Raw genomic sequence first — 23,371 nt, forward strand, 5'->3', positions numbered from 1 at the left:
GACCGGGCGGGCTCAGGAAACCCCGGCCAGCCACCCGATGACGAGCTCCGCCAGCGCCTCGCTGTTGTCCTCGCTCATCAGCATGTGCCCGTTGCCCGTGTGCTCCGGATCGTCGAGGAAGCGGTAGGTGACGTCGGCGCCGTGCGCGGACAGCCACTCGGCGGTGGCGGCGTCGGCCGCACGCGGGTGGTCCGTGTCGCGGTCGCCGGTGAGCACCAGCACGGGCTTGCCGTCGAAGCGGCCGGCCCCGCGCAGCTGGCTGCCGCGCAGATTCTGGCGCTGCGCAAGGAGCCCGGCGGGGATGGGGCCGAGCTGCCGGCTGTAGGTCGCCACCGCGTCGGCCGGAAACCGCGTGCTGGCGCCGATCATCTTCGCCCGGGCGAACGCGTCGCTCGGCCACCACAGGCCGCGCTTCGGGAGCCGCCAGCGCAGGGCCAGGCCCTGGATCTCGACGTCGTCCGCGGTCTCCTCCAGCACGGCCGGCTCCGGCTGGATGTCACCGGGCGGGCCGGGCGCGAGCGCGACCAGCGCGGCGATCCGGTCCCCGTGCGTGGCCAGCAGGCGGAACCCGAACGGCCCGGACATCGAGTGCACGACGAGCACCACCGGCTCGTCCTGCGCTTCGAGCAGCGCCCCGAGCGCGGCACAGACGACCTCGCCCGTGACCTCGTCCGGCGGCAGCGACGTGCTGCGCCCGGTGCCGGGCCAGTCCGGTACGAGCACCCGGTGGCCGTGCCCGGCGAACGTGTGGGCCCAGCCCGGGCGGCCGTCCGGAGTGGACAGATAACACGCACCGGTCACGCTGCCGCCGTGCACGAGGACGACACTGCGCGCCGGCGCGTGGTCCGGCCGCAGCTCGTCGTAGTACAGCGGTGCCAGGAAACCGGTGCGGTGCCTCACGCCGTGGCCTGCAGCAGCGCCTTCGCGAGCTCCGCCGGGTGCGTGAGCATGGCCTCGTGGCTGCCGGGGCACTCGACGATCCGCGGGTCGGCCAGGCGGTTCGCCGACCGCTCGTAGGCCGTCTTCGGCACGGCCTGGTCCTGCTGCAGGAAAACGTAGCTGCTGGGCACGCCCGAGGTGAAGAACCGCGAAAGCCGGACGGGCTCGGTGAGCCAGCCCAGCGGGCTCGGCACGATCCGCGCGGCCACGCTCGCGGCGAGCGCCTCGTCGGCGTCCTGCAGGAACGCGCCCAGGAACATCTCGGGCGGCAGCGTCACGGAGTTGTCGCTGCTCTGCCCGGCCAGCGCGGTGACCGCGCCGACGAGCTCGTCCGGCAGGAGGTCGTTGATGCACTCGCCGTCGGCCAGCACCCACGCGTCGACGAACACGGTGCGCTCCACGCGTTCGGGCTGCCGTTCCGCGACGAGCTGGATCACCGGTCCGCCGCCGCTGTGGCCGACGAGGACGAACCGGTCGAAACCCTGGCCCTCGATCCGGCCGATCAGGTCGTCGACCATGGTGGTGAGCGTGATGCCGGAGCGGTCGACGTCGCCGTCCTCCTGCCCGCGCAGGGTCGGCGCGAACACGTCGTGACCGGCGGCGCGCAGCTGCTCGGCCACGCCGTCCCACGCCCAGCCGCCCTGCCACCCGCCGTGGACGAGCACGATCTTCATGGGAGCTCCTCGTTGAGTATCTACTGTGGACAGTCTTACGCCTGCAGCGGTTCCCGCAACCCGGCGGGCAACGCGCGGGCGTGCCCCACCTCGACGGCGTCGCGGGCGGTGCCGAGGTAGTGGCGGCTCACGTCGTCGTCGGCGAGCAGGGCCGCCGCGGTGTCGGTGCGGGTGATGGAGCCGTTCTCCATCACCACGCCGTGGTCGGCGATGCCGAGCGCGGCGGCGGCGTTCTGCTCGGCGAGCAGGATCGTCACGCCGTCGCGCGCGAGCTGCTGCAGCACGCCGAGGATCTCGGTGACCAGCAAGGGCGCGATGCCGAGCGACGGTTCGTCGAGCAGCAGCACCTTCGGTTCCCGCACGAGCGCCCGCGCGATGGCCAGCATCTGCTGCTGGCCGCCGGACAGCAGCCCGGACTGGCGGGTGGCGAACTCACGCAGGATCGGGAACAGGCCGTAGACGCGCTCCAGCCGCTCGGTCACCGCCGTGCCGCGCACCCCGGTGCCGTGCAGCCCGACCTGCAGGTTCTCCGCCACGGTGAGGTCGCCGAACAGCTGCCGCCCGGCCGGGACCAGGCACACGCCGCGGCGCGCCACCTCGTGCGCGGCGAGCCCGGCGACCGGTTCGCCGCCCAGCGTCACCTCCCCGGCGGCCGGCCGGTGCAGGCCGGCGAGGCACTTGAGCAGCGTGGTCTTGCCCGCGCCGTTGGCGCCGATCATCGCGACCATCTTGCCGTCGGGGACCTCGCAGGACACGTCGTGCAGCACGCGGGTGGAGCCGTAGCGGGCGTCGAGGCCGCGCACGGTGAGGTTCATGGCTTCACTCCCAGATAGGCCTCGATCACGGCCGGGTCGGCCTGCACGCGCTGCGGCACGTCGTCGGCGATCACGCGGCCGGCGTCGAGGACGGTGACGTGGTCGCTCACGGTCATGACCAGCTCGATGTTGTGCTCGATCACCACCAGCGAGATGCCGCCCGCGCACACGGCCCGCAGCGCGGCCGCGAGCTCACCGGTCTCCGTGTCGTCGAGCCCCGCCGCCGGTTCGTCCAGCAGCAGCAACGTCGGCCCGCCCGCGAGACCCCGTGCGACCTCGACCAGCCGCTGGGCCCCGGCGGGCAGCTCACCCGCGAGGCTGTCGGCGAACGCGCCGAGCTCCAGGAACTCCAGCAGCTCGTCGGCGCGGCGGCCGAGCGCGCGTTCCTCGCGGCGGGTGCGCGGCAGGCGCAGGCCGTCGGAGAGGAACCGCGCGCGGGTGAAGCGGTAGCCGCCGAGCATCACGTTCTCGCGTACGGTCAGCGTGCCCACCAGCCGCGCGGACTGGAAGGTGCGCGCGAGGCCGAGCCCGGGCAGCCGGTGCGGGCGGATGCCGGTGATGTCGCGGCCGGCGAACTCGACGCGGCCGGCGTCGGGCGCGGTGAACCCGGTCATGAGGTCGAGCAGCGTGGTCTTGCCGGCGCCGTTGGGGCCGATGATCGCGCGCACGGTGCCGGGGGCGACGGTGAAGCTCACGTCGTCGACCGCGGTCACGCCGCCGAAGCGGCGGGTCAGGCCGTGCACGGCCAGCAGCGGGGTCTCGGTGGTCATCGCTGCACCGCTTTCTTGACCGCGCCCCAGATCCCGCGCGGCAGGTAGGTGATCACGAGGATGAGCACGACCCCGGCCACGAACGGCGACCAGGACGCGAAGCTCTGCCCCACCTCCGGCAGCCCCTGGATCACGAGCGCGCCCAGCAGCGGCCCGACGATCGTGCGCGCGCCGCCCAGCGCGAGCATGATCACGATGCTCAGCGCCACCGTCACCCCGACCACCTCGGGCGAGATGAACCGCAGGTAGAACGCGTAGAGGCTGCCACCGAGCGAGGCGTAGACGGCGGAGACCACGAACGCGCTGGTCTTGTAGCGCGCCGCGTTGATGCCGAGCATCGTCGCGGCCGCGGGGTCGGCGGCGATGGCTGACAGCGCGCGCCCGGTCTGGGAGCGCTGCAGGTTGCCGACGAACCACGCGCCGAGCCCGCACACCACGAGCAGCAGGTAGTAGTTGGCCTGGTCGCTGAACACGTCGAACGTGCCCAGGCGCAGGCTCGGCACGCCGACCAGACCCGAGGGCCCGCCGGTGAACCCGGTGAGCCCCGACGCGAGCGACTCGGTGATCACGGCCAGCCCCAGCGTCGCCAGTGCGAGGTAGTAGCCCCGCAGCCGCAGGAACACCGTGCCGAGCCCGGCCGCGACCGCCGCCGAGACCACGGCCATCACGATCATCGCCACCAGCGTCGGCCAGTGCCAGCGCAGCGTGAGCAGCCCCGCGCCGTAGCCGCCGATCGCCATGAACAGCGTCTGTCCCAGCGAGACCTGGCCCGCGTACCCCATGAGCAGGTTGAGCCCGAGCACGATCAGGAAGAAGATCCCGGCGATCACGAGCAGGCCCAGCCAGCCCGGGACCAGCAGCGGCAGCACGAGGGCGACCACCACGGCGACGGCCGCGAGGACCAGCCGCTGCGGCGACCGGCCACGGCGGACCTGCGGGCGGGCCGCGGTCGTGGGGGTGGTCTTTTCCTGCGTCGTCATCGGCGCACCTCGCTCGTCTTGCCCAGCAGCCCGGTCGGTCGCACGAGCAGGAGCACGATGAGCACGGCCATCGCGATCACCTGCGCGAGGTCGCCGCTGGTGTAGCGGCTGAAAAGTCCTTGCAGCAGACCGAGAACCAGCCCTCCGACGACCGCGCCGGCCGTGCTGCCGAGGCCACCCGCGACCGCCGCGATGAACCCGGCGACCGCGTACGGCGTCACCGTGGAGAACTGGAGGAACGTCGCCGGGATGACCGTTGTGCCGGCCAGCGCCGCCATCGCGCCGGCGAGGCTGAACGCGATCAGCCGGATGCGCCCGACGTTGATCCCTTGCAGCGCGGCGGCTTCCGGGTTGCTCGCCGTCGCGCGCATCGTCAGCCCGAGGCTCGTGCGCTGCACCAGGAACCACAGCGCCGCCACCGTCACCACGAGCGCGCCGATGATCCACAGGTACTGCGACACGATGCGCACCCCGCCGATCGTGATCGCCGTGTCGCCGCTGAAGGGCTGCATCGTGTACGGCAGGTTGCCCCACACGAGCAGCAGCAGCCCGCCGATGGCCTGCAACAGGCCGACGGTGACCAGCAGCATCCGGTCCGGCGTCGCGCGGGCCGCGGCCGGCGCCATCACCAGCCGTTCCACCACGGCCATGAGCAACGCGAAGAGCGGCACCACGATCACCACGGTGACCAGCGGCGGCACACCCAGCCACTGCTGGATGGACACGGCCAGCAGCGCCGCGAGCACCACGAACCCGCCCTGGGCGAGGTTGATGATGCGGCTGATCGAGTAGACGAGCGAGACGCCCAGCGCGATCAGCGCGTACACGCCCCCGTCGGCGAGGCCGCCGACGATGACCTGGATCAGTCCGGACATGGCCGTGCTCATCTCCCCACGAAAGTCAGCCGGCCACCGGTCGCGCGCACGATGCCGACGTCGTCGGCGCCGATCCCGCGGTGGTTGTCCCGGGCGAACGAATAAGTGCCGACGACACCCGAGACCCCGCGCAGGCTCTCCAGCGCGTCACGGGTTCCGGCGACGTCGCCGTGAGCCTTCTCCAGCGCCTGCGCGACGAGCAGCACGCCGTCGTAGGCGACGCCGGGGCCGAAGTCGGGGTCGGCGCCGTAGCGGGCGCGGAACTCGTCGTGGTAAGCGCGTTCCAGCTGCTGCACCTCGGTGCTGGTGTTCTGCTGCTGGAACCAGAAGTCGCGCGTCGCCGGGATGAGCAGCGTTTCCGGCGTGTAGTCGGCGATGCGGCGCAGGAACGCGTAGGTGAGGTTGCCGTCGGTGGTGGCGACCGGGAGCTTGAGTCCCATCTGGTCGATGCCCTTGAACGCGACACCCGCGGCGGCGCCGCTGCTCCAGACCACCAGCGCCTGCGGCTTGCCCGAGGTGGTGGCCTGCAGCTGAGACGTCACCGACACCGCGGTGGGGCTGTAGCTGGCTTGTCCCACCACGGAAACGCCCGTGTGCGCGGCGGCCGACTGGATCGCGTGCGCGCCGTCGAGGCCGCTCGCGTCGGTGGTGTAGATCAGCCCGACGCGCGTGATGCCCTGGCTCTTCCAGTACGCCAGCAGCCGTTCGGCGAGCGTGTCGGTCGGCGCGCTGGCCGACCACTGGTACGAGCCCGGTTTCGGCTTCACGCCGGGGGAAAGGCAGTAGTCGATCAGCTGCGCGCTGGAGGCCAGCGGGATCACGGCCTGGCACGGACCCGACAGCGACGGCCCGACGAGCGCGTCGACGCTGCCGAGCATCTTGCGCGTCTGCAACACGGCCTGCGCGGGATTGCTCTGGTCGTCGGCGGTGCGCAGCCGCAGCTGCTTGCCGTTGACGCCGCCGCGCGCGTTGATCTGGTCCACTGCCAGCTGCGCGCCCTGCAGCTCGCCGACGCCGAGCTGGCTGCCGGTGCCGGTCTGGCTGGTGATGAGGCCCAGGGTGTAGGCGGAGCCGTCGGAGGCGGCTGAGGCGGAGCAGCCGGCCGTGGCGAGTGCGAGAGCCGCGAACACGAAGCCGAAGCGGCGCCGTGGTGGGGACGGTCTCGACGGCGGGGAGAACTGAACAGCAACGGTCATTGTTCACCAGTCTTCTGCGATGAAGAAGTGCGCTCTGTCTAACAGAGGTTTAGAACAGGGTCAAGGCACAGGTTCGCCGTGCGTTCCCAGCGTTTCCGAACGGTTGCGGACCGCGTTTTCCGCGCCTCGCAAAAGCCGAGCCGTCTTCGAGTTCTTGGCTGCCGGACAGGGGTTCGGAGCGCGAACAGCCCGCGGCACGGCGATCACCGCGCCCCGCCGGGTTCGCCGCTTGCCGTACGATTCTGCTATGAAGAAGCCCGCTCTCGACCCCGCCGGCGCGCACTCGCCCGCACCGCAGTACCCGATCGACTCGGTCGACAAGGCGCTTCGGATCCTCCTGCTGCTGGGGGATCGCCCCGAGCTGCGGATGACGGACGTCGCCGAGTACCTGGGTGTCGCCTCCTCCACCGCCCACCGGCTGCTGGCGATGCTGCAGTACCGCGGCTTCATCCGGCAGGACGCGCGGACGAAGACGTACCGGCCGGGCACCTCGCTCACGGCCGTCGCGTTCGCGATCCTGCAGCGGTTCGACGTGCGCGAAACGCTGCGGCCGTTCCTCGAGAAGCTCAACAACGAGTTCGCCGAGACCGTGCACCTCGCGATCCTCGACGGCACCACGGTGCGGTTCATCGAGGCCATCGAAAGCCCGCGCGCGGTCCGGGTGGCCTCGCGGCTGGGCCAGGCGATGCCCGCCAACTGCACCTCGACCGGCAAGGCGCTGCTCGCCGAGCTGTCCACCGAGGACCTGCGCCGGATGTACCCGGACGAGCGGCTGGAGACGCTCACGCCGAACTCGATCGGCACCCGCGCCGAGCTGGAGCTGGAGATCGAGAGCGTGCGCCGGCGCGGGTACGCGACCAGCAGCGAGGAGAGCGAGGAAGGCGTGGCGTCGGTCGCCGTCGCCTTCCCCGCCGGGAACCTCCCCGCGCGGCTCGCGCTGAACGTCTCGCTGCCGGTCGGGCGGCTGTCGCGCGCCGAGGTCCGGCAGATCGGCGAACGTCTCAAGGAGACGGTCGCCGAAGCCACGCCGCTGCTGCATTAACCGCTGGTGCTCTGGCCGAGCCGGGCGAGCTCGTGGCGCCACGCCACGCCCTCGTTGAAGGCCGGCCCCAGGTCGGGCAGCTCCGCCAGATCCTCCGGTGGCAGGTCGGCGAGCCGGCCGCCGGCGCTCACCACGTCGAGCGCCATCCGCGCGAGCGTGTCCACGGACAGCGCGCGCAGCACGGCTTCCTGCACCGAACCGCCACTGCTCGTGAGCCCGTGCCCGCGCAGCAGCACGACCGGCCGGCCGGCCATCGCCGCCACCATTTCCTTCGCCAGCGTGCGGTTGCGGACCAGGACCCCGCGCGGGTACACGGGCACGCCGCCGGCCGCGAGCTTGGCGCCGGGGATGTCGTAGGCGCCGACGATCGGCCGGATCGCCAGCCCCGCCAGGTCCGCCGCGACGACCGACGGCGGGTGGGCGTGCACCACGGCCTGCACCTCGGGGTCGGTGCGCAGCACCTCGGTGTGCAGGGGCAGCTCGTTGGGGACCGACCAGCCGTCGAGCTCACCCGCCGCGGCGGCCGCGCCGTCGAGGTCGACCAGCCGGATGTCCTCGGGTGACGTCCACGCCAGCCCTCGTTCCTGCGGTCCGCGGCAGCGGACGAGCAGACGGCTGTCATCGATGCGCAGGGAAACGTGGCCCAGGAAGCCTTCCGCCAGCCCGCGGGCGGCGAGCACACGACAGGCGTCGGAGACGAGCTGCCGTTCCTTCGGAAACTCGGTCATGCGGCGCTCACCGGGGCGATCAGCTTGTCCAGCACGGAAAGTCCTTCCTCGTAAGGGGTTCCGGCGGTGATGAGCCGCCGTGCGGCGACGAGCAGCTTCGGCCAGTTCACCGTGACGGCCGCGGAAAGCCGGCCGGTTTCGTCGCGGTAGAGCGCGGCGAACCGCGGCGGGTCGGTGGCGGGGTCGCCCGCCAGCTCGAAGCCGGTGGCGCGGCTCGGCCGTCCGGCGATCTGGATCTTCCAGTCGTACTGGTCGCTCCACGCGTATTCGGTCGGCCGGTACTGCACCGGCTCGTCCGGGTGGACGACGTTGTGGGCCACGCAGGCCGCCTGCTCGACGGCGTTGGTCCAGTGCTCCACGCGCACGTGTTCGCCGTGGCCGGCGTGGAACCAGCGGGCGACGTCGCCGACGCCGAAGATCTCCGGGTGCCCGGTGGCGTGGCAGAACTCGTCGCACACGAGGCCGTTGTCCAGCTCCAGCCCCGAACCGGCGAGCCACTCGACCGACGGCACCGCGCCGATGCCGACGACCACCGTGCCCGCGGGCAGCACCGTCCCGTCGGTGAGCGTGACCTCCAGCGCGCCCACGCGGCCGGACACGGCCTGGACGCCGGTGCCGAAGCGCGTCTCGACGCCGTGGCGCCGGTGCACGTCGCCGACCAGCCGGCCCACTTCGTCACCGAGCACGCGCCCGATCGGCGCCGGCAGCGGGTCGACGACCGTGACCGCGCGGCCGGCGGCGTGGGCGGTGGCCGCGACCTCGGCGCCGATGAACCCGCCGCCGACGACCACGAGCGGCCCCGGTTCGGCGAGCGCGTCCTTCAGGCCCGTGCCGTCGGCGAGGGTGCGGAGCACGTGCACGCCGGATTCGGCGGCCCACGGCGACGGCCGCGCGGTGGCGCCGGTGGCGATCACCAGGGTGTCGTAGCCGAGGGTCGTCCCGTCGGCCAGCTCGACGGTGCGCGCGGCCGGGTCGAGGCCTGTCGCCGCGACGCCGAGCCGCAGCTCGATGCGTTCCGCGGCGGCTTCCTCCTCCGTGAGCAGCGCCAGCCGGTCGTGCTCCCAGGTACCGGCGAGGAACTGCTTGGACAGCGGCGGTTTGTCGTAGGGCAGGTGCGGCTCGGCTCCGACGAGCACGATCCGGCCGTCGTGGCCCTGCGCCCGCAGGGCCTGCGCCGTGCGGACGCCACCCACCGACGCGCCGACGATCACGACCGTGCTCATCCGTCGACCACCCCCAGCGCCTTGACCGGGCAGCTGCGCGCGGCCGCTTCGACGCGGGCGCGGTCGGCCTCGGGGATGGTTTCGGTCAGCAGGACGACTTTGCCGTCGTCGTCGATGTCGTAGACGTCGGCGGCGGTGGTGAGGCAGTTGCCGTAGCCCTGGCAGAGGTCGGTGTCGGCGGTGAGCTTGGCCATCGGTCTTTCCGTTTCGGGTTCAGGATCGTTTGCGGGGCGCGGAAACGCCGATGCCGCCGTCGGGGTGGACGGCCTGACCGGTGATGCCGCGGGCGCGGTCGGAGGCGAGGAACACGTAGCTCCACGCGTGGTCCTCGCCGCTGAGCGCCACGTGCAGGGGCACGCGGGCGGCGAGCTCCTCGGCCCGCCGCGGCGCGTCGCCGAGACTGCGTTCGGCGGTGCCGAGACTGGGCAGGCCGCGCAGGTCGGTGCCCAGCGTGCCGCCGGGCGCGACGCCGTTCACGCGGATCTCCGGCGCGAGGTCGTGCGCGAGCGCGGTGACGAGCCCGCGCACGGCGAACTTCGACGACAGGTACAGCACGCCGCCGCGGCCCGGGTAGTACGACGACGTCGACTCGGTCAGCAGCACCACGCCGTGGCCCGAGCGCTTCAGCTCCGGCAGCGCGGCCTTCACCGAGTGCAGGTGGCTCTTGACGTTGGTGCGGAACATCTCGTCGAACGCGTCGTCGAGCACGGCGGCGTCGAGGTCTTCGATGCTGCGGTAGAAGTCGAACACGCCGACGCAGTTGACGAGCACGTCGAGCCCGCCGAACGCGGCGACGGCGGCGGCCACCGCGGTGTCGTTCGCCGCCCGCGTGGTCGCGTCGCCGACGGTCACCGGCACGTCCGGCACCTCGGCTTCGAGCGCGGCCGCCTTGGCCGCGTCGCGTTCGAGCACGGCGACCCGGGCGCCTTCCGAGCGGAACGCGTCGACCACGGCCCGGCCGATGCCCGAGCCGGCGCCGACGATCAGCGCACGCCGGCCCTCCAGCCAGCCGGTCACGCGTCCTCCCCCGAGTCCGGCTCCGCCGCCACGAGCGGGCCGAACGGGTGGCCGATCATGGCGGAGAACGTCTCGGTGTTCTGCCAGGTCAGCGCCTCCAGCTCCAGCGGGCACAAGGCCACCCACTGGCCCGACTTCGGCGACTCGATCAGCAGCCGGGCGCCGTTGCGCGTGTCGACGCGCCGCACCAGGATCTCGGCGAACTCGTTGCCGAGCCGGATCACCTCGCCCGTGGTGCGGGCGACCAGTTCGTCGTGTTCCGCGGCAGCCGCGGCCGCCGCGCGGGCGTCCTCGGCCTCGCCTTCCCAGGAGAGGTTCACAGGAAGATCGCCAGGTTCTGCATGCGGATCACCGAATCGTCGACGAGGATCGTGCGCCGTGCGAGCTGCCAGCCGTCGGAAGTCCGGCGCAGCAGGTCCTCGCGGCCGGCCGAGACGATCGAGCCGGCCAGCACGTCGCCGCGGCTGCGGAACAGCAGCGTCGCCGATTCGACGACCAGGTGGTCGTCGTCTTCGGTCGCGAAGGTGCGCACGTTGGACAGGTGGTGGCGCAGGCGCGAAGGCGGGTCCTCGGTCCAGGCGTGCTCGGTCAGGAACCGCGCGACGCGCCGCGACAGCGAGTACTTGTCCTCGTCGAAGTGCGCCATGCCCGGCGCGGTGTCGAAGCCCGCGCCCAGCGCGGTGGTGACGCGCACCGGCATCAGGTAGTGGATGTCCTCGGTGAGCGTGGTGAGCCACTGCTCGTAGTCCTGCGCGTCGAGCAGCCACGCCTCGTCGACCAGCCACTGGTGCGCCTGCAGGTGGCGGGCGTCGTCGAACGGCAGCGGCCGGCCGGTGCGCTGGATTCGCGACGCGTGCGCGCCGAGGGCGGAACGGCTGGAGTGCGTCTCGGTGGTCATGCCTGCACCGCCTCGGCGGTCTCGGCCGGCGCGCCGACCTCCAGGGCGGTGGCCGATTTCGTCGGCTGTTCGAGGTAGTCGGCCCAGCGGTTGAGCAGCTCGCGCTGGTTGTACTCGCCGTAGCCGGTGTGCGCGACGCCCGGGCCGTGGAACTGCTCCGGGGTGAGCGCGGGCACGACCTCGGTGTCGTCTTCGAGGATGCCCATGCGGCTGTTGAGCTTGAGCCGCCGCGCCATCGAGCCGGCGGCGGTGTTGGTGAGCGAGACCCAGTTCTCGACGTCGTCCTGCTCGAACATGCCGGTGGAGCCGAAGCACATCAGGTAAGCCTTGTAGGACAGGGCCTTGTACTCCTCGGGCGCCTCGGCGTCGACCGCGAACCACGACAGCACCTCGGTCTCGTTCTCGCTGATCGGCTGCCACTGCCGGACGGAGATGAACGGCAGCACGTCGTCGGAATCCGCGACGCGCGGCCAGTTGTGCACGAACGACAGGTTCGGGAACACCGACGCGGCGGAGATCATGAAGCCGTCCTCGCCGATCACCTGCTGCTGGGCCTCGGAGAACGTGGTCTTCATGCGGTCGACCATCTCCTGCGGGTAGCCGACGTAGCGCGTGCGCTCGTCGAACCCGCCCGGCGGCAGCTTGTAGGTCGTCCCGCCGCCGTTGCCGGCCCAGTACGTGGCGCCGTCCTTGCGCTTCTCCGCCTTCGGCTCGCGGAACAGGCCGATCTCCACGACGGAGGTGTGCGTCTGCGGCGTGTGGTACATGTCGCCGGCGAAGTTCTCGGCGCCGATCTTCCAGTTGGCCTTCACGCGCCAGCGCTGCGGGCCGCGCAGCTCGATGCCGCTGGGGCTCTGCTTGGTGTAGAAGTCCAGGTAGAAGCGGAAATCGCCGAGGAAGTCCACCAGCGGCGGAGCCTCCGGGTCGAGCGAGATGAAGATCATCCCGTTGTAGGTGTCGAGGTTCGGCGCCGGCAGCAACCGCTGGCCCTTGCGCTTGAACCCGGCCTCGCCGCCGTAGGCCTCCTGGTGGAACGGCAGCCCGACGATCCGGCCGTCGTTGCGGTAGGACCAGCCGTGGTACGGGCACCGGAAGTGCGACGCGTTGCCCATCTCCGCACGGCAGACCTGCATGCCGCGGTGCAGACACATGTTGAAGTGCGCCCGGATCTCGCCCTTCTCGTCGCGCGTGACGATGAACGAGTCGTCCAGCACGCGGCGCACCACGTAGTCGCCGGGCTTGGCGATCTCCGACTCGTGGGCCACGAAGAGCCACGCCCGGCCGAAGACGCGTTCCCTCTCCAGCTCGAAGATCTCCCGGTCGTTGTAGATGTGCGCCGGGATCATCCCGCGCCGCACGTCGGACAGGGTGCCGGACTGATCCGTCATCGTCGACTCTCCTCAAACCCGCAAACTCTGTAGAGCAGAACTAACCTCTGAACAGTAGAGCAGACGCGGAGATCGGGAGTCAATTGCCGGGCCCGACCTCGCCGTGCGAGCCAGGACACGCCGAAGAGCGCCGCCGAGGACAGCTCGGCGGCGCTCTTCGGATGGGTGTGGCCGGTTACTCGGGCTTGCGGTACCGGCGCGCGAGGAAGGCCAGGACGTCTTCCACGAACCGCTGCGCGTGCTCGATGTTGGGCAGGTGGCCGCACTCGCTGTACACGCGCAGCTCGGCGTCGGGGATGCGCGCGGTGATCTCGTCGGCGTACCCGGGCTCGCGCAGCGGGTCCTCGGCGCCGGCGATCACCAGCGTCGGCACGACGAAGCGTTCGTAGGCGATCGGGTCCTTCTTGCCGAAGTGCTCGCCGCCGTGGTCCGGCGTCACCGGTTTCGGCGGCCGCAGCCGTGCGGACGCCGCACACTCCCAGGCGCCGGGTTCGAGGCTCATGCGGTGGCGCCGGCGCACGTACTCGGGATCGTCGGCCCAGCGGCTGGAGTACATCGCCGTGCGCAGGATCCTCGCCATCCCGGCTTCGGTGAGGTCGTAGTCCTGGATGGCGGCGCGGGCCTCGTTGAACGGGATGAACCCGCCGCCGCTGGCCAGCACCGCCGCGGCGGCGGGCAGCAGCGGCGCGTCGGACGCGAGGTCTTCGGCCAGGTAGGTCCCGCCCATCGAGTTGCCGACGAAAGCCGCGGACTGGATGCCCAGCGCCCGGACGGTGGCCGCGATGTGCCGCACGCGCCGGCCCTTCGGGTCGGCGAAGTCGATCACCTTGTCGGTCTTGCCGTAACCGAGCCAGTCGGGCGCGTACACGTGATACCCGGCGCCGGCCAGGCCCGGGATGGTCTCCGTCCACGAACCTTCGGCCGACGACCCGTACTCCCCCGAGTGCAGCAGGACCACGGGCGGCCCGTCGACCGGCCCCGCCTCGAGGTAGTGGGTGCGCATGCCGTCGACGGTGACGAATCGGCTCTCGGCCACGGGTCCTCCTCTGCGGTGGGTCCCCGGAGGATCGCCGCGCGGGCCGTCCTCCGTCAGCGACCTGGCTCCCGTCCGGGTGTAACCCGAGGCACACGACCCCCGCTCGACCTGGGGTTCCCGACCTGGGTGCAGCCGTGACCCGACCCAGGTCACTGCGGTTTCGATCAAGCCGGTGAACCCTGGCCTGACCGTGCTGGAACCCGCTTCGAGGAGAAGCCCATGTCGACGTCACACACCCGGCGCTACGTCCTCGCCGCCCGGCCCGCCACCACGACCGGGCCGCTCGAAGAGGGGGTGCTGCGCTACGAGGACCACGCGCCCGTGCCCGCGCTGCGGGACGGCCAGGTGGTGGTGAAGGTCGGTTGGCTGTCGCTGGACGTCGCCACCCGCGGCTGGATGAACGACGTGCGCAACTACCTGCCGCCCGCACCGCTGGGCGAGGCGATGCGCGCGCTCGGCGCCGGCGTCGTCACCGAGTCGCGTTACCCCGGCCTGGTCGCCGGCGACCGCGTGTCCGGGCTGCTGGGCTGGCAGGAGGACGCGGTGGTCGACGGCTCGACCCTGCGGAAGGTGCCCGACGGCGTGCCGCTGCAGGCCGCGCTGCACGTGCTCGGCATTTCCGGCCAGACGGCCTGGCTGGGCCTGCACGACATCGGGCAGCCGAAGCCCGGTGAGACGGTGGTCGTCACCGCCGCGGGCGGCGCCGTGGGCTCGATCGCGGTGCAGCTCGCCGTCGCCGCGGGCGCCCGCGTGATCGGCGTCGCGGGCACGCCGGAGAAGTGCGATCTCGTGCGGTCGCTGGGCGCGGCCGACTGCGTGAACTACCGCACGCAGGACGTCGAAGCCACGATCGCCGAGCTCGCCCCCGACCGCGTGGACGTCGTGTTCGACAACGTCGGCGGCGCCACCCTCGACGCCCTGCTGCCCCACCTCGCGGTCAACGCCCGCGTCGTCCTCTGCGGCGCGGTCTCCCGCTACGGCAACGGCGGCCCGGTCCCGCTGCGGAACTGGTTCCACCTGCTGCCGAACCGCGTGCGCATGGAGGGCTTCATCTACATGGACCACGCCGCCCGCTTCGACGAGGTCGAGGCCGACCTCCTGCCCCGCGTCCGCGCCGGCGAGCTGCGCTGCCAGGAACACGTGATCGACGGCCTGAAGTCCGCCCCGGACGGCATTCAGGTCCTGCTGAACGGCACCAACAACGGCAAGGTGCTCGTGCGGCTGGGCGACTGACCCATCCCCTCAGCTCGCCCGGTTCACTCGCCCGAGGTCTTCGAGGTGTCCAGCCCCGCGGCCACACCTTCGAGGACCTCGGGCCGCACGATCAGCAAGCCGCCCTTCGGCAACCGGCGCAGCACACCGCGTTCGCGCAGGGACCGCAGCGACCGCGCCACCACCTCGCGCACCGAGCCCACCGACTGGGCGAGCTCGTGCTGGTCGGCCATCACCACGAGACCCTCCGGCTGCCGCACCGCCAGCTCCAGCAGGTGGCGGCTCACGCGCTGGTCGATGGTGCCGAACACGTTGGCGCCCAGGGTGTCGATGACCTCGTAGCAGACGCGCGCCATCTGGCGGGCCAGTGACCACGCGACGCGCGCGTCGGTCTGGCCGAAGCGGCGCAGGGTCTCGGGGTTGAGGAACGTGATGCGGCATTCGGTGATCGCGTAGCCGAGCCACGGCGAGCCGTTGGCGATCGCCGAGGTGAGGCCGAGGATCTGGCCGGCGCCGGCGTAGCGCACGGTGGCGGTGCGGCCGTCGGGTCCACTGAGGACCACGCGGGTGAGTCCGGAGTGGATCAACGCCAGCGTGGGGCGGTTGTTCTCGCCGATGACGTTGCCGGCCGGGACGGTGACCACGAAGGCTTCCGCGAGCATCGCGTCGCGGACGTCCTCCGGCAGCTCGGCGAGGTGGCTGTGGCGCCACGCCTCCAGCGACCCGCCCAGTGCCCCGCCGCTGTGCACCGCGTACATCCCGGTACCTCCTGGCCGGCCGGTCGATTTCGAACCCACTCGACTTTACCTGTCGCCGCGACCACGGCAAACGCGGTCGCGCAGCTGCCTTGACAGCGAAGTTACGAAAGGTAAGCTACGGTTCGTAACTTAGCCGGGGTTCGAGCCGGCGATCCGACAGGAAGAGGGCCATGCGGAGTCATCTCAACGGCATCGACCACTGCTGCGTGCTGGTCCGGGACTTCGACCGGGCGCGGGACACGTCCACCCGCCTGGGGTTCACCGTGTCCCCCTTCGGCCGGCACACCGCCGAAATGGGCACCGGCAACCACAACGTCCTGTTCGAGCAGGACTACTTCGAGCTGCTCGGCGTCCGGGAACCCACCGGGTACAACGAGGACATCCGCGCCGCGCTGAGCGTGCGCGAGGGCATCGCGGCCGCCGCGCTGCGCACGGACGACACCGCGGCGGCGGCCGCCGAGTGGCAGGCCGCGGGCCTCGCCACGACGGAACCCCAGACCGTGCGACGGCCGGTCGAGCTCCCCGACGGCACCGAGGTCGAGGCGGTCTTCTCGATCGCCCGGCTCACCGACGTCCGCGGGTACCTGCAGCTGTTCTCCAGCGAGATCCGGACGCCCGAGCACACATGGCTCCCGGAGCTGATGAAGCACCCGAACACGGCCTGGGGCATCGACCACGTCGCGATCGTCGCCGAGGACGCCGCGGCGTCCGCTGCGGATGTTGCCCGCGTGTTCGAAACCGAACCCGAAGCGCACGCCGGGACGATCTCGGTACCCACCGGCGGCAGCCCGATCGTCTACCTCGGCCCGGCCTCGTTCGCCGCGACCTACCCCGGCATTGCCCTGCCACCGGCCGGACTCACGGTGCTGGCGGTCAAGGTGTCCGACCAGGACACCGCCGCTGCGCACCTTCGCACATCCGATGTTCCTTTCACGACAACAGAAGGCGGTCTTGTGGTGGCGCCCGAACACGCGAACGGGGTCCTGCTGGTGCTCCGCGCCGCCGCGCACGCCGGGGAGGACGCGTGAAGTCGTCGAACTACAAGCGGCGCACCGTCGGCGACCGCGCGCTGCGTCCGGAAACGCTCATGATGGGGTTCGGATATTCCCCCGCGTTGTCGAAGGCGCACTCAAACCACCGGTTTTTCTCACCTCGACGTTCGTTTTCGAAACCGCGCAACAGGGCAAGGACCAGTTCGACCTCACGTCCGGCCGGCGCCAGGCCCGCGACGGCGAACAGGCCGGCCTCGTCTACTCCCGCTTCAACAACCCGAACTTCGAGATCCTGGAAGACCGCGTCGCCGTCTGGGACGACGCCGAACGCGGCGCCGTCTTCGCCTCGGGCATGGCCGCGATCGCCACCACGCTGCTCACGTTCTGCAAGCCCGGCGACGTCGTGCTGCACTCGCGCCCCCTCTACGGCGGCACGGAAACCCTGATCCGCAACACGCTTTCCGCCTTCGGGATCGGTTCCGCCGGCTTCACCGACGGCACCGACGCCGCGCACGTCGAGGCCGCCGCCGACACGGCGATGGAGCAGGGCACCGTCAGCGTGCTCTTCGCCGAGACCCCCGCCAACCCGACGGGCGGGCTGATCGACCTCAAGGTGCTCTCGGCCGTCGCGGACCTGATCGGCACGCGGCAGGGCAAGCGGCCGCTGGTGATCGTCGACAACACGTTGCTGGGCCCCATGTTCCAGCAGCCCCTGCGCCACGGCGCCGATCTCGCCGTCTACTCGCTGACGAAGTACGCCGGCGGCCACAGCGACCTCATCGCGGGCGGCGTCACCGGCAGCGCCGAGCACGTCGGCCGGATCGTGCAGACACGCAGCGCCCTCGGCACCCAGCTCGACCCGAACACGTGCTGGATGCTGCTGCGGTCGTTGGAAACGCTGCAGATCCGGGCCGAGCGAGCGGCCGCCAACGCGCTGCGCCTGGCCGAGTTCCTGCGTGACCACGACAAGATCGCCCAGGTCGACTACCTCGGATTCCTGACCGCCGACGACCCCCGCAAAGCCGTGTTCGACCGCCAGTCCACCTCGCCGGGCTCCACGTTCTCCTTCTACGTCAAGGGCGGCGAGCGCGAGGCGTTCGCGTTCCTCGACCGGCTGCAGCTGTGCAAGCTGGCCGTGAGCCTGGGTGGCACCGAGACGTTGATCTGCCACCCCGCCTCCACCACGCATTCGGGTGTGCCGGCGCCGCTGCGCGAGGAGATCTGGCTGACGGACTCGCTCGTGCGGATCTCGGTCGGCATCGAGAACGTCGACGACCTCATCGCCGACCTCACGCAAGCGCTGGAGTTCTGATGCCCCGCGCCGCTGCCGAGGGCTGCTCGCTGGAGTACGACACCGTCGGGCCGGAGTCCGGCGAACCGCTCGTGGTCGTCCAGGGCCTCGGCGACCAGCTGACCAAGTGGGCCGACGGCTTCCCCCAGGCCCTGGCCGCGCGCGGGTTCTTCGTGATCCGCTTCGACAACCGGGACGCCGGCCTGTCCACCAGCTTTTCCGAAGCGGGCGCCCCGGACCCGAGCGGGTCGGCAAAACAGCCCTACCGCCTGGAGGACATGGCCGCCGACGTCGTGGCGGTGCTGGACGCGGCGGGCGTGGGCCGCGCCCACCTCGTCGGCGCCTCGATGGGCGGCATGATCGCCCAGCTCGTCGCGGCCGGCCATCCACATCGGACACTGTCGTTGACGTCCGTCATGTCCTCCACAGGCAATCCGGCACTGCCGCCCCCGACGCCGGAAGCCGTCACGGCGCTCACCGCCTCGGCGCCCGACCCGGCGGACGAGAAGGCCTACCTCGACCACGCCGCGGCGGCGGCCCGCACGTTGGGCAGCCCGGCCTACCCGTACGACGAAGCCGAGCTCCGGGCGACCCTACTGTCCACAGTGCACCGCGCCCACAACCCGGGCGGAGTGCAACGCCAGCTCGCCGCCCTCCTGGCCGACGGCGACCGCCGCGCCAGGCTCCGGCGCATCACCGCACCCACGCTGGTCGTCCACGGCGCCGACGATCCCCTGATCCCGCCGGCCGCCGGCGAGGACACCGCGTCGACCATCCCCGGCGCCCGGTTGCTCGTCCTCCCCGGCATGGGCCACAACCTGCCCCGCGAGCTCTACGACCGGGTCGCCGACGCGATCGCGCAGCTCGCCGCGACCGCAGCCTGACCAGCCGCCCGCGCCGCACCCGCGCGGGCGGCTTCAGCTGTCCCGGACCACGGCCAGGATGATGCGCCCCACCGCGTCGATCGCCCGCGGTCCCGGCAGCCGGCCCGCGATCGCTTCCCGTGACAGCGATTCCGCCGCGCCGATGACCCCGAACACCACGGCGCGGTCCAGCTTGCCCGGCACGAACCGGTGCAGCGCTTCGAGGTACAGATCCACGTAACGCTCACGCCCGGCGTGCAGCACTTCCTCCATGTCCGGACTGGTCGACAGCGCCGCCGTGATCGCGCCGTACTCCTGCCCGATGTGCAGCACGCACCCGACGTACGCTTCGGCCAGCAACGCGGCCGCTTCCTCCAGCGTGCGCACCTTCGTGTCGAGCGCCACCCGCACCGCGTCGGACTGCTGCTCGTCGACCCGCTGGTACAACGCCTTCACCAGCCCCGCGCGCGTCTCGAAGTGCCCGTAGACGATCGGCTTCGTCACGCCCGCCTGCTCCGCCACGCGCGCCAGCGTCAGCGCGTCGGCCCCGTCCGCCCGCACCACCGCCGCGGCCGTGTCGAGCAACTGGCCGTGCCGCTCGTCGTACGACATCCGCCGTCCGGCCACGAATCCTCCAGCCCGCCGTAAGTTACGAAACGTATCTTACGCGACAGCTGCCCTGGGGTCGCGGGGCCGCAGGGCTCAGCCCTGGGCGAAGACCGCCAGCGGGTCGGTGTGCCGCGGCTGCCAGCCCAGCTCACGCTCCGCCTTGGCCGGCGTCAGCTGCTGGTCGAGAGCGAACGCGTCCGCGATCGGGCCCATCTCGGCCCGCGCCTGCTCCAGCGAGATCGAGGTGGTCTTGCCGGCGAGGCCCGCGGCGTGGGCGCAGGCCTCGGCGACCTGCTTGGCGGTCGGGTTGACGCCGCCGACGCCGACGTAGACGGAGCCGGCCGGCGCGGCGAGGGCGGCGACGTACAGCGGGGCGAGGTCGTCGATGTGGACGAGCGCCCAGTGGTTGGCACCGTCACCGATGTAAGGGATGGCGCCGTTCTTCTTGCCGGGCTGGACGAAGAAGACGTCGATCAGGCGGTTGTCGCCGCCGTAGAGCAGGCCGGGCTGCACGATGACGGGGCGCCCGCCGTGTGCCAGCACGGCGTCCTCCACCGGCTTGCGCCACGCGACCGCCGCGGGCGGGTTCCACGGCGCGGTCTCGTCGACGACGCCGTCGGTGTCGCCGTAGACCCAGGTGCCGCCGGTGTGCACGTAGGTGCCGGCGCCGACGCCGTCCTGCATCGCGGTGGCGGCGGCGAGATCCTCGTCGCCGGATTCGGCCTGCGCCAGGTGGATCACGGCGTCGGCGCGAGCCGCGGCGTCCTTCAGCACGGCCAGGTCGCCGAGACCGCCGCGCACCGCCGTGGCGCCGGCCGCCACCACGGTCGCCTCCGCGCGATCGCTGCGGGCAAGCGCGTCGACCGTGTGCCCCTGCTTCACCAGCTCGGCGATCGTGGCCTGTCCGATGTAGCCGGACCCGCCGGTCAAGAAGACCCTCATGACAACTCCCTTGTGCTCACAATGGATACAGAACAACTGTGCGTCGGAACGGTGGCGCACGTCCAAGACCTGTTTCGCTCGCTGTGATACCTCCTGGGCATCACTTCGCGGCGAGATGCCGCACGAACCAATCGCGCGCCGCCCGCGAAGCGACCTTGAAGCCCTCGCCCGTGTACGCGTCGAAATGGCCGCCCGGCAGGAAAAGGATGTCCTTCGGCTCGGCCGCGCGGGAGTACGCGACGGCCGCGAGGTTGCCGCCTGTCAGGCCGTCCTCGCTGCCGACGATCATCAGCAACGGCGTCGGCGTGACCTCCGGCAGGTACTTCGCCGGCTCGTAGCAGTAGAAGTTGTCCAGGCTGCGCAGCGTGACCTCGTTGGGCCAGGAGGGATCCAGCTCGGCTCGCGCGCGGGTGAACCACTCGTACGAATCCCGCGTCGGCAGGCCGACGAGCTGCCCGGGGTCGGTGCCGACGACCGGGATCGTCGCGGCGGCTTCCCCGCGAGCGCGGGCCCGGCGGTCGGCCGTGAACACGTCCGGCCCGACGACCTGGTTGTCGACCCGCGCGAGGTTCGCGTAGGTCGCGCGGCCGCTGACGAACGGCGCCTGCGTGACCACGGCCTTCACCCGCCGGTCCATCGCCGCGACGACACAGGCGTGCGCACCCGAGAAACTGGTGCCCCACACGCCGATGCGGCCGGGGTCCACATCGGACCGGTTCTGCGCGTGGGTGATGGCGTGCCGGTAGTCACCGACCTGCACCCAGGGGTCGATCTCGTGCCGGGGCTGGCCGGGCGCGGCCTCCGAATCGCCCCAGCCGCGATTGTCGTAGAGCAGCACCGACAGCCCGCCCGCGGCGAAGACCTCGGCGAACCGGTCGAGGTACATGCGCCTGGTCGAGCTCCAGCCGTGCGCCATGACCACACACGGCGCGGGCCCGCTGACCCCCTCAGCCTCGTAGAACCAGCCGCGCAGCAACGCTCCTTCGGCATCGAACTCGATGTCGTGACGCATGAGTGCCTCCTCGAAAACGGGGTTTTCTAACGGATTTGCTCGCCGACGAAAGCCGCGACGTCCTCGATCTCCCGGCCCCGGACGTCGTGGCCCAGGCCGGGGTAGACGTGACTCTCGACGGTGGCGTGCCCGGCCAGCCACCGCTGCGTCCGGGCCAGCGCCGCCGCCGGGATGACACCGTCTTCCCGGCCGCGGCCCCACAAGACAGGCGGCCGCGTGGCGCTCAGGAGCTCGTCACCGGGCTGCTCGTCGCGCACGACGAACCCCGCCAGGTTCACGCCGTACGCGAAGCGCGCCGGCGCGTGCCGCATCAGCTGGTGGACCATGGCGCCACCCTGGGAGAAGCCGAGCAGCCCGATCGACGGCGCGTCGACCGTCTCCAGCCACGCCAGGACATCGAGCGCCGCCGCGTTGGCGACCCGAGGCCGAGGATCACCGATCGGGTTGCCCTGGCTGGGAAACCAGGCGTACCCGCCGGCCTCCGGGATGCGCGCCCGCACCGACGCGACCACGACCTCCGCCGGCAGCACCGGCGTGATCAGCCGGTGCAGGTGCGTTTCGTCGTAGCTCCAGCCGTGCAGCATCACCAGCAACGGCCGTGACCTGCGCGCACTCTCCACTTCGGACCACAGCACCGCGCCGCGGTCCATCCCGGGTTGCCTGCTCATCTCGCTCCCGTCGTCGATCACCTCGACTGTGCGCCGGGCGCGCGAGCCGCGTCCAAGACCTGTTCCGCGTTCTGTGATACCTCACGGGTACCACCGCAGGTCCGCGGGCTTGAAATTCCCCCGCCGGCGACGAACACTGAGTGGGTGAACTCAGAATCGCCGCGCGCGGGACGGCCGCTCGGCTTCGACCGCCGCGAAGCCCTGAACAGCCTGATGACCCTGTTCTGGCACGTCGGCTTCGACGGCGTCACCCAGCAGCAGATGGCCGCGGCGACGGGACTGTCCACGTCGAGCCTCTACAACTCGTTCGGCACGAAGATCGAGATCTACCGCGAAGCCGTCGACGAGTACCTGGTCCTCATGCAGGACGTCCTCGCTCCACTGCAGCAGGGCGAGCGCGGTAGCGAAGACGTGCTCGAAGCGTTGTCCCGCCTGGAATCCGTGCTCGACGGCCCGAACGCGGGCTTCGGCTGCCTGGCCACCACGGCGATGGCCAAGCCGGTCGACGAGCACGTCGCCACCGCGACCCGGCGCTACCGCGAGCAGCTCCGCGCCGGATTCCTGGCCGCCCTCGAACGCGGTCGCGAGCTGGGCGAGTCCACCGCCGACCCGGCCGTGCTCGCGGATCTGCTCACCGCGACCGTGCTCGGCACGCTCACCATCGCACGCGCCGATCCCGACGGCCGCGAGCTGGCCGCCCAGCTGAAGTCGTTGCGGGCGTTCGTGGAGAACTGGCGCGCCTGAGGTTCAGGCCGCCAGACGCGCGTGGCGCAGCAGGGCTTCGACGGCGCGGTCCACGTCCGCCTCGTCGCTCGCCCAGTCCGAGACCGAGATGCGCATGAGCCGCTCACCGCGGTAGGTCGTCCCGCTGAAGAACGCCGTGCCCTCGGCCCGAACGCCCGCCATGACGGCATCGGCGAGCCGGCCGTGGTCGCCGTCGGGCGCGAGCCAGCGCACGAGGACCTGGTTGGACACGACGTCGTTCACGATCTCGGCCTGGCCGCTCGCCCCGAGCCGGTCGGCGAAGCGGCGGGCCAGCCCGATGGTCCGCTCGACCAGGTCCGCCACGCCGTCGCGGCCGAGCGCCCGCAGCGTCGCGTAGACGCCGACACCCCGCGCCCGCCGGGAGAAATCGGGTCCCCAGTCCATCGGGTCGCGACCACCCTCGCCCTGTTCGAGGTAGGCCGCCTGCACGCTCATGGCCGCCCGGTGCGCGGACGCGTTGGCGCAGATGGCGATTCCGCAGTCGTAGGAGACGTTGAGCAGCTTGTGCCCGTCGGTCGACCACGAGTCGAGGCGGCCGAGGCCCGCGGTGCGCGCCGCCATCGCCGGCGCCGCGGCGGCCAAAAGCATCACGGCGCCGTCGACGTGGACCCACGTCGGATTGCCGGCGGCGCGGTGGGCGTCGGCGAGGTCCGCCACGGCGGCGAAATCGTCGAAGCT

The 23,371-nt window shown here is 71.7% G+C and carries 27 protein-coding genes; 6 read left to right on the forward strand and 21 right to left on the reverse strand.

Annotation, left to right across the window (positions count from 1 at the left end; translation table 11 throughout):
* Positions 1-12: 12 nt before the first annotated feature.
* The 7 genes from AB0878_RS26640 to AB0878_RS26670 are packed head-to-tail and all read right to left on the reverse strand — an operon-like array spanning position 13 to position 6,249.
* On the reverse strand, positions 13-900 hold the full coding sequence (locus AB0878_RS26640) for an alpha/beta fold hydrolase (protein WP_366582963.1): 888 nt from the start codon (positions 898-900) through the stop codon (positions 13-15).
* Positions 897-1,613, reverse strand: coding sequence for an alpha/beta hydrolase (locus AB0878_RS26645; protein WP_366582964.1), 717 nt, complete (start codon positions 1,611-1,613; stop codon positions 897-899). The genes AB0878_RS26640 and AB0878_RS26645 overlap by 4 nt, the downstream gene beginning before the upstream one ends.
* Before the next feature lie 35 nt (positions 1,614-1,648).
* Positions 1,649-2,428 carry an ABC transporter ATP-binding protein gene (locus AB0878_RS26650; RefSeq protein WP_366582965.1) on the reverse strand — a complete coding sequence of 260 codons (780 nt, stop codon included), beginning with the start codon at positions 2,426-2,428 and terminating at the stop codon, positions 1,649-1,651.
* Entirely contained in the window at positions 2,425-3,198 is a 774-nt protein-coding gene (locus AB0878_RS26655) for an ABC transporter ATP-binding protein (RefSeq protein WP_366582966.1), read from the reverse strand. Before AB0878_RS26655 ends, AB0878_RS26650 begins: the two co-directional genes overlap by 4 nt.
* The gene (locus AB0878_RS26660; protein ID WP_366582967.1) at positions 3,195-4,178 is read right to left on the reverse strand and encodes a branched-chain amino acid ABC transporter permease; all 984 of its coding nucleotides are present in this window, start codon (positions 4,176-4,178) and stop codon (positions 3,195-3,197) included. Before AB0878_RS26660 ends, AB0878_RS26655 begins: the two co-directional genes overlap by 4 nt.
* The gene (locus tag AB0878_RS26665) at positions 4,175-5,053 is read right to left on the reverse strand and encodes a branched-chain amino acid ABC transporter permease (protein WP_220243261.1); all 879 of its coding nucleotides are present in this window, start codon (positions 5,051-5,053) and stop codon (positions 4,175-4,177) included. Before AB0878_RS26665 ends, AB0878_RS26660 begins: the two co-directional genes overlap by 4 nt.
* An 8-nt stretch (positions 5,054-5,061) precedes the next feature.
* A complete protein-coding gene (locus AB0878_RS26670) occupies positions 5,062-6,249 on the reverse strand; it encodes an ABC transporter substrate-binding protein (RefSeq protein ID WP_366582968.1) in 1,188 nt (395 codons plus the stop codon).
* Positions 6,250-6,496: 247 nt separating this feature from the next.
* On the opposite strand from AB0878_RS26670, the gene AB0878_RS26675 reads away from it, so the two are divergent.
* Positions 6,497-7,291: an IclR family transcriptional regulator gene (locus AB0878_RS26675; protein ID WP_366582969.1), complete on the forward strand. Its 795-nt coding sequence runs from the start codon at positions 6,497-6,499 to the stop codon at positions 7,289-7,291.
* Here AB0878_RS26675 and AB0878_RS26680 read toward each other — a convergent pair.
* The 8 genes from AB0878_RS26680 to AB0878_RS26715 form a co-directional block, all read right to left on the reverse strand.
* Positions 7,288-8,019 carry a class II aldolase/adducin family protein gene (locus tag AB0878_RS26680; protein WP_366582970.1) on the reverse strand — a complete coding sequence of 244 codons (732 nt, stop codon included), beginning with the start codon at positions 8,017-8,019 and terminating at the stop codon, positions 7,288-7,290. The genes AB0878_RS26675 and AB0878_RS26680 overlap by 4 nt on opposite strands.
* A complete protein-coding gene (locus AB0878_RS26685) occupies positions 8,016-9,242 on the reverse strand; it encodes an FAD-dependent oxidoreductase (RefSeq protein ID WP_366582971.1) in 1,227 nt (408 codons plus the stop codon). The genes AB0878_RS26680 and AB0878_RS26685 overlap by 4 nt, the downstream gene beginning before the upstream one ends.
* Positions 9,239-9,436: a ferredoxin gene (locus AB0878_RS26690; protein WP_360599605.1), complete on the reverse strand. Its 198-nt coding sequence runs from the start codon at positions 9,434-9,436 to the stop codon at positions 9,239-9,241. Before AB0878_RS26690 ends, AB0878_RS26685 begins: the two co-directional genes overlap by 4 nt.
* A 19-nt stretch (positions 9,437-9,455) precedes the next feature.
* Complete coding sequence (hcaB, locus tag AB0878_RS26695) at positions 9,456-10,259, reverse strand: 3-(cis-5,6-dihydroxycyclohexa-1,3-dien-1-yl)propanoate dehydrogenase (RefSeq protein WP_366582972.1); 804 nt, start codon at positions 10,257-10,259, stop codon at positions 9,456-9,458.
* Positions 10,256-10,579, reverse strand: a complete 324-nt coding sequence (locus AB0878_RS26700) for a hypothetical protein (protein ID WP_366582973.1) — start codon at positions 10,577-10,579, stop codon at positions 10,256-10,258. Before AB0878_RS26700 ends, hcaB begins: the two co-directional genes overlap by 4 nt.
* Entirely contained in the window at positions 10,576-11,157 is a 582-nt protein-coding gene (locus AB0878_RS26705) for a 3-phenylpropionate/cinnamic acid dioxygenase subunit beta (protein ID WP_366582974.1), read from the reverse strand. Before AB0878_RS26705 ends, AB0878_RS26700 begins: the two co-directional genes overlap by 4 nt.
* Complete coding sequence (locus tag AB0878_RS26710; RefSeq protein WP_366582975.1) at positions 11,154-12,545, reverse strand: Rieske 2Fe-2S domain-containing protein; 1,392 nt, start codon at positions 12,543-12,545, stop codon at positions 11,154-11,156. Before AB0878_RS26710 ends, AB0878_RS26705 begins: the two co-directional genes overlap by 4 nt.
* 175 nt (positions 12,546-12,720) lie before the next feature.
* On the reverse strand, positions 12,721-13,581 hold the full coding sequence (locus AB0878_RS26715) for an alpha/beta hydrolase (RefSeq protein ID WP_366582976.1): 861 nt from the start codon (positions 13,579-13,581) through the stop codon (positions 12,721-12,723).
* A 219-nt stretch (positions 13,582-13,800) separates the two neighbouring features.
* Between AB0878_RS26715 and AB0878_RS26720 the strand changes: the two genes are divergently transcribed.
* Positions 13,801-14,814, forward strand: a complete 1,014-nt coding sequence (locus AB0878_RS26720) for an NADP-dependent oxidoreductase (protein WP_366582977.1) — start codon at positions 13,801-13,803, stop codon at positions 14,812-14,814.
* 23 nt (positions 14,815-14,837) lie between these two features.
* On the opposite strand, the gene AB0878_RS26725 is transcribed toward AB0878_RS26720, so the two are convergent.
* Positions 14,838-15,551 carry a Crp/Fnr family transcriptional regulator gene (locus tag AB0878_RS26725; protein WP_366582978.1) on the reverse strand — a complete coding sequence of 238 codons (714 nt, stop codon included), beginning with the start codon at positions 15,549-15,551 and terminating at the stop codon, positions 14,838-14,840.
* Positions 15,552-15,721: 170 nt separating this feature from the next.
* Between AB0878_RS26725 and AB0878_RS26730 the strand changes: the two genes are divergently transcribed.
* The 3 genes from AB0878_RS26730 to AB0878_RS26740 are packed head-to-tail and all read left to right on the forward strand — an operon-like array spanning position 15,722 to position 18,718.
* Positions 15,722-16,579 carry a VOC family protein gene (locus tag AB0878_RS26730; RefSeq protein ID WP_366582979.1) on the forward strand — a complete coding sequence of 286 codons (858 nt, stop codon included), beginning with the start codon at positions 15,722-15,724 and terminating at the stop codon, positions 16,577-16,579.
* Positions 16,473-17,855: a cystathionine gamma-synthase family protein gene (locus tag AB0878_RS26735; protein WP_366582980.1), complete on the forward strand. Its 1,383-nt coding sequence runs from the start codon at positions 16,473-16,475 to the stop codon at positions 17,853-17,855. Before AB0878_RS26730 ends, AB0878_RS26735 begins: the two co-directional genes overlap by 107 nt.
* Positions 17,855-18,718, forward strand: a complete 864-nt coding sequence (locus AB0878_RS26740) for an alpha/beta fold hydrolase (RefSeq protein ID WP_366582981.1) — start codon at positions 17,855-17,857, stop codon at positions 18,716-18,718. The genes AB0878_RS26735 and AB0878_RS26740 overlap by 1 nt, the downstream gene beginning before the upstream one ends.
* 33 nt (positions 18,719-18,751) lie before the next feature.
* Here the strand turns inward: AB0878_RS26740 and AB0878_RS26745 are convergent, their stop codons facing one another.
* The 4 genes from AB0878_RS26745 to AB0878_RS26760 all read right to left on the reverse strand — a co-directional run bounded on the left by AB0878_RS26745 (position 18,752) and on the right by AB0878_RS26760 (position 21,928).
* The gene (locus AB0878_RS26745; protein ID WP_366582982.1) at positions 18,752-19,324 is read right to left on the reverse strand and encodes a TetR/AcrR family transcriptional regulator; all 573 of its coding nucleotides are present in this window, start codon (positions 19,322-19,324) and stop codon (positions 18,752-18,754) included.
* A 75-nt stretch (positions 19,325-19,399) separates the two neighbouring features.
* Positions 19,400-20,248 (reverse strand): NAD-dependent epimerase/dehydratase family protein, encoded by an 849-nt coding sequence (locus AB0878_RS26750; protein WP_366582983.1) that lies wholly within the window; start codon positions 20,246-20,248, stop codon positions 19,400-19,402.
* 100 nt (positions 20,249-20,348) lie between these two features.
* Positions 20,349-21,260, reverse strand: a complete 912-nt coding sequence (locus tag AB0878_RS26755; protein WP_366582984.1) for an alpha/beta fold hydrolase — start codon at positions 21,258-21,260, stop codon at positions 20,349-20,351.
* Positions 21,261-21,286: 26 nt separating this feature from the next.
* Complete coding sequence (locus tag AB0878_RS26760; protein ID WP_366582985.1) at positions 21,287-21,928, reverse strand: dienelactone hydrolase family protein; 642 nt, start codon at positions 21,926-21,928, stop codon at positions 21,287-21,289.
* A gap of 144 nt (positions 21,929-22,072) precedes the next feature.
* Here AB0878_RS26760 and AB0878_RS26765 point away from each other — a divergent pair, with 144 nt between their 5' ends.
* The gene (locus AB0878_RS26765; RefSeq protein WP_366582986.1) at positions 22,073-22,672 is read left to right on the forward strand and encodes a TetR/AcrR family transcriptional regulator; all 600 of its coding nucleotides are present in this window, start codon (positions 22,073-22,075) and stop codon (positions 22,670-22,672) included.
* A gap of 3 nt (positions 22,673-22,675) precedes the next feature.
* On the opposite strand, the gene AB0878_RS26770 is transcribed toward AB0878_RS26765, so the two are convergent.
* Positions 22,676-23,371 (reverse strand): pyridoxal-dependent decarboxylase (locus AB0878_RS26770; RefSeq protein WP_366582987.1); only part of this gene is annotated, 696 nt, incomplete at its 5' end.

This window comes from Amycolatopsis sp. NPDC047767 (assembly GCF_040704195.1).
Classification (GTDB): domain Bacteria; phylum Actinomycetota; class Actinomycetes; order Mycobacteriales; family Pseudonocardiaceae; genus Amycolatopsis.

Excerpts from the sequence above, each read along its gene's own strand:
- AB0878_RS26660 (WP_366582967.1), bottom strand. The coding sequence starts at position 4,178 with ATGACGACGCAGGAAAAGACCACCCCCACGACCGCGGCCCGCCCGCAG.
- AB0878_RS26690 (WP_360599605.1), bottom strand. The coding sequence starts at position 9,436 with ATGGCCAAGCTCACCGCCGACACCGACCTCTGCCAGGGCTACGGCAAC.
- AB0878_RS26755 (WP_366582984.1), bottom strand. The coding sequence starts at position 21,260 with ATGCGTCACGACATCGAGTTCGATGCCGAAGGAGCGTTGCTGCGCGGC.
- AB0878_RS26645 (WP_366582964.1), bottom strand. The coding sequence starts at position 1,613 with ATGAAGATCGTGCTCGTCCACGGCGGGTGGCAGGGCGGCTGGGCGTGG.
- AB0878_RS26735 (WP_366582980.1), top strand. The coding sequence starts at position 16,473 with ATGTTCCTTTCACGACAACAGAAGGCGGTCTTGTGGTGGCGCCCGAAC.
- AB0878_RS26655 (WP_366582966.1), bottom strand. The coding sequence starts at position 3,198 with ATGACCACCGAGACCCCGCTGCTGGCCGTGCACGGCCTGACCCGCCGC.
- AB0878_RS26725 (WP_366582978.1), bottom strand. The coding sequence starts at position 15,551 with ATGTACGCGGTGCACAGCGGCGGGGCACTGGGCGGGTCGCTGGAGGCG.
- AB0878_RS26685 (WP_366582971.1), bottom strand. The coding sequence starts at position 9,242 with ATGAGCACGGTCGTGATCGTCGGCGCGTCGGTGGGTGGCGTCCGCACG.
- AB0878_RS26665 (WP_220243261.1), bottom strand. The coding sequence starts at position 5,053 with ATGTCCGGACTGATCCAGGTCATCGTCGGCGGCCTCGCCGACGGGGGC.
- AB0878_RS26670 (WP_366582968.1), bottom strand. The coding sequence starts at position 6,249 with ATGACCGTTGCTGTTCAGTTCTCCCCGCCGTCGAGACCGTCCCCACCA.
- AB0878_RS26740 (WP_366582981.1), top strand. The coding sequence starts at position 17,855 with ATGCCCCGCGCCGCTGCCGAGGGCTGCTCGCTGGAGTACGACACCGTC.
- AB0878_RS26720 (WP_366582977.1), top strand. The coding sequence starts at position 13,801 with ATGTCGACGTCACACACCCGGCGCTACGTCCTCGCCGCCCGGCCCGCC.
- AB0878_RS26710 (WP_366582975.1), bottom strand. The coding sequence starts at position 12,545 with ATGACGGATCAGTCCGGCACCCTGTCCGACGTGCGGCGCGGGATGATC.
- AB0878_RS26730 (WP_366582979.1), top strand. The coding sequence starts at position 15,722 with ATGCGGAGTCATCTCAACGGCATCGACCACTGCTGCGTGCTGGTCCGG.
- AB0878_RS26705 (WP_366582974.1), bottom strand. The coding sequence starts at position 11,157 with ATGACCACCGAGACGCACTCCAGCCGTTCCGCCCTCGGCGCGCACGCG.
- AB0878_RS26675 (WP_366582969.1), top strand. The coding sequence starts at position 6,497 with ATGAAGAAGCCCGCTCTCGACCCCGCCGGCGCGCACTCGCCCGCACCG.
- AB0878_RS26680 (WP_366582970.1), bottom strand. The coding sequence starts at position 8,019 with ATGACCGAGTTTCCGAAGGAACGGCAGCTCGTCTCCGACGCCTGTCGT.
- AB0878_RS26760 (WP_366582985.1), bottom strand. The coding sequence starts at position 21,928 with ATGAGCAGGCAACCCGGGATGGACCGCGGCGCGGTGCTGTGGTCCGAA.
- AB0878_RS26650 (WP_366582965.1), bottom strand. The coding sequence starts at position 2,428 with ATGAACCTCACCGTGCGCGGCCTCGACGCCCGCTACGGCTCCACCCGC.
- AB0878_RS26750 (WP_366582983.1), bottom strand. The coding sequence starts at position 20,248 with ATGAGGGTCTTCTTGACCGGCGGGTCCGGCTACATCGGACAGGCCACG.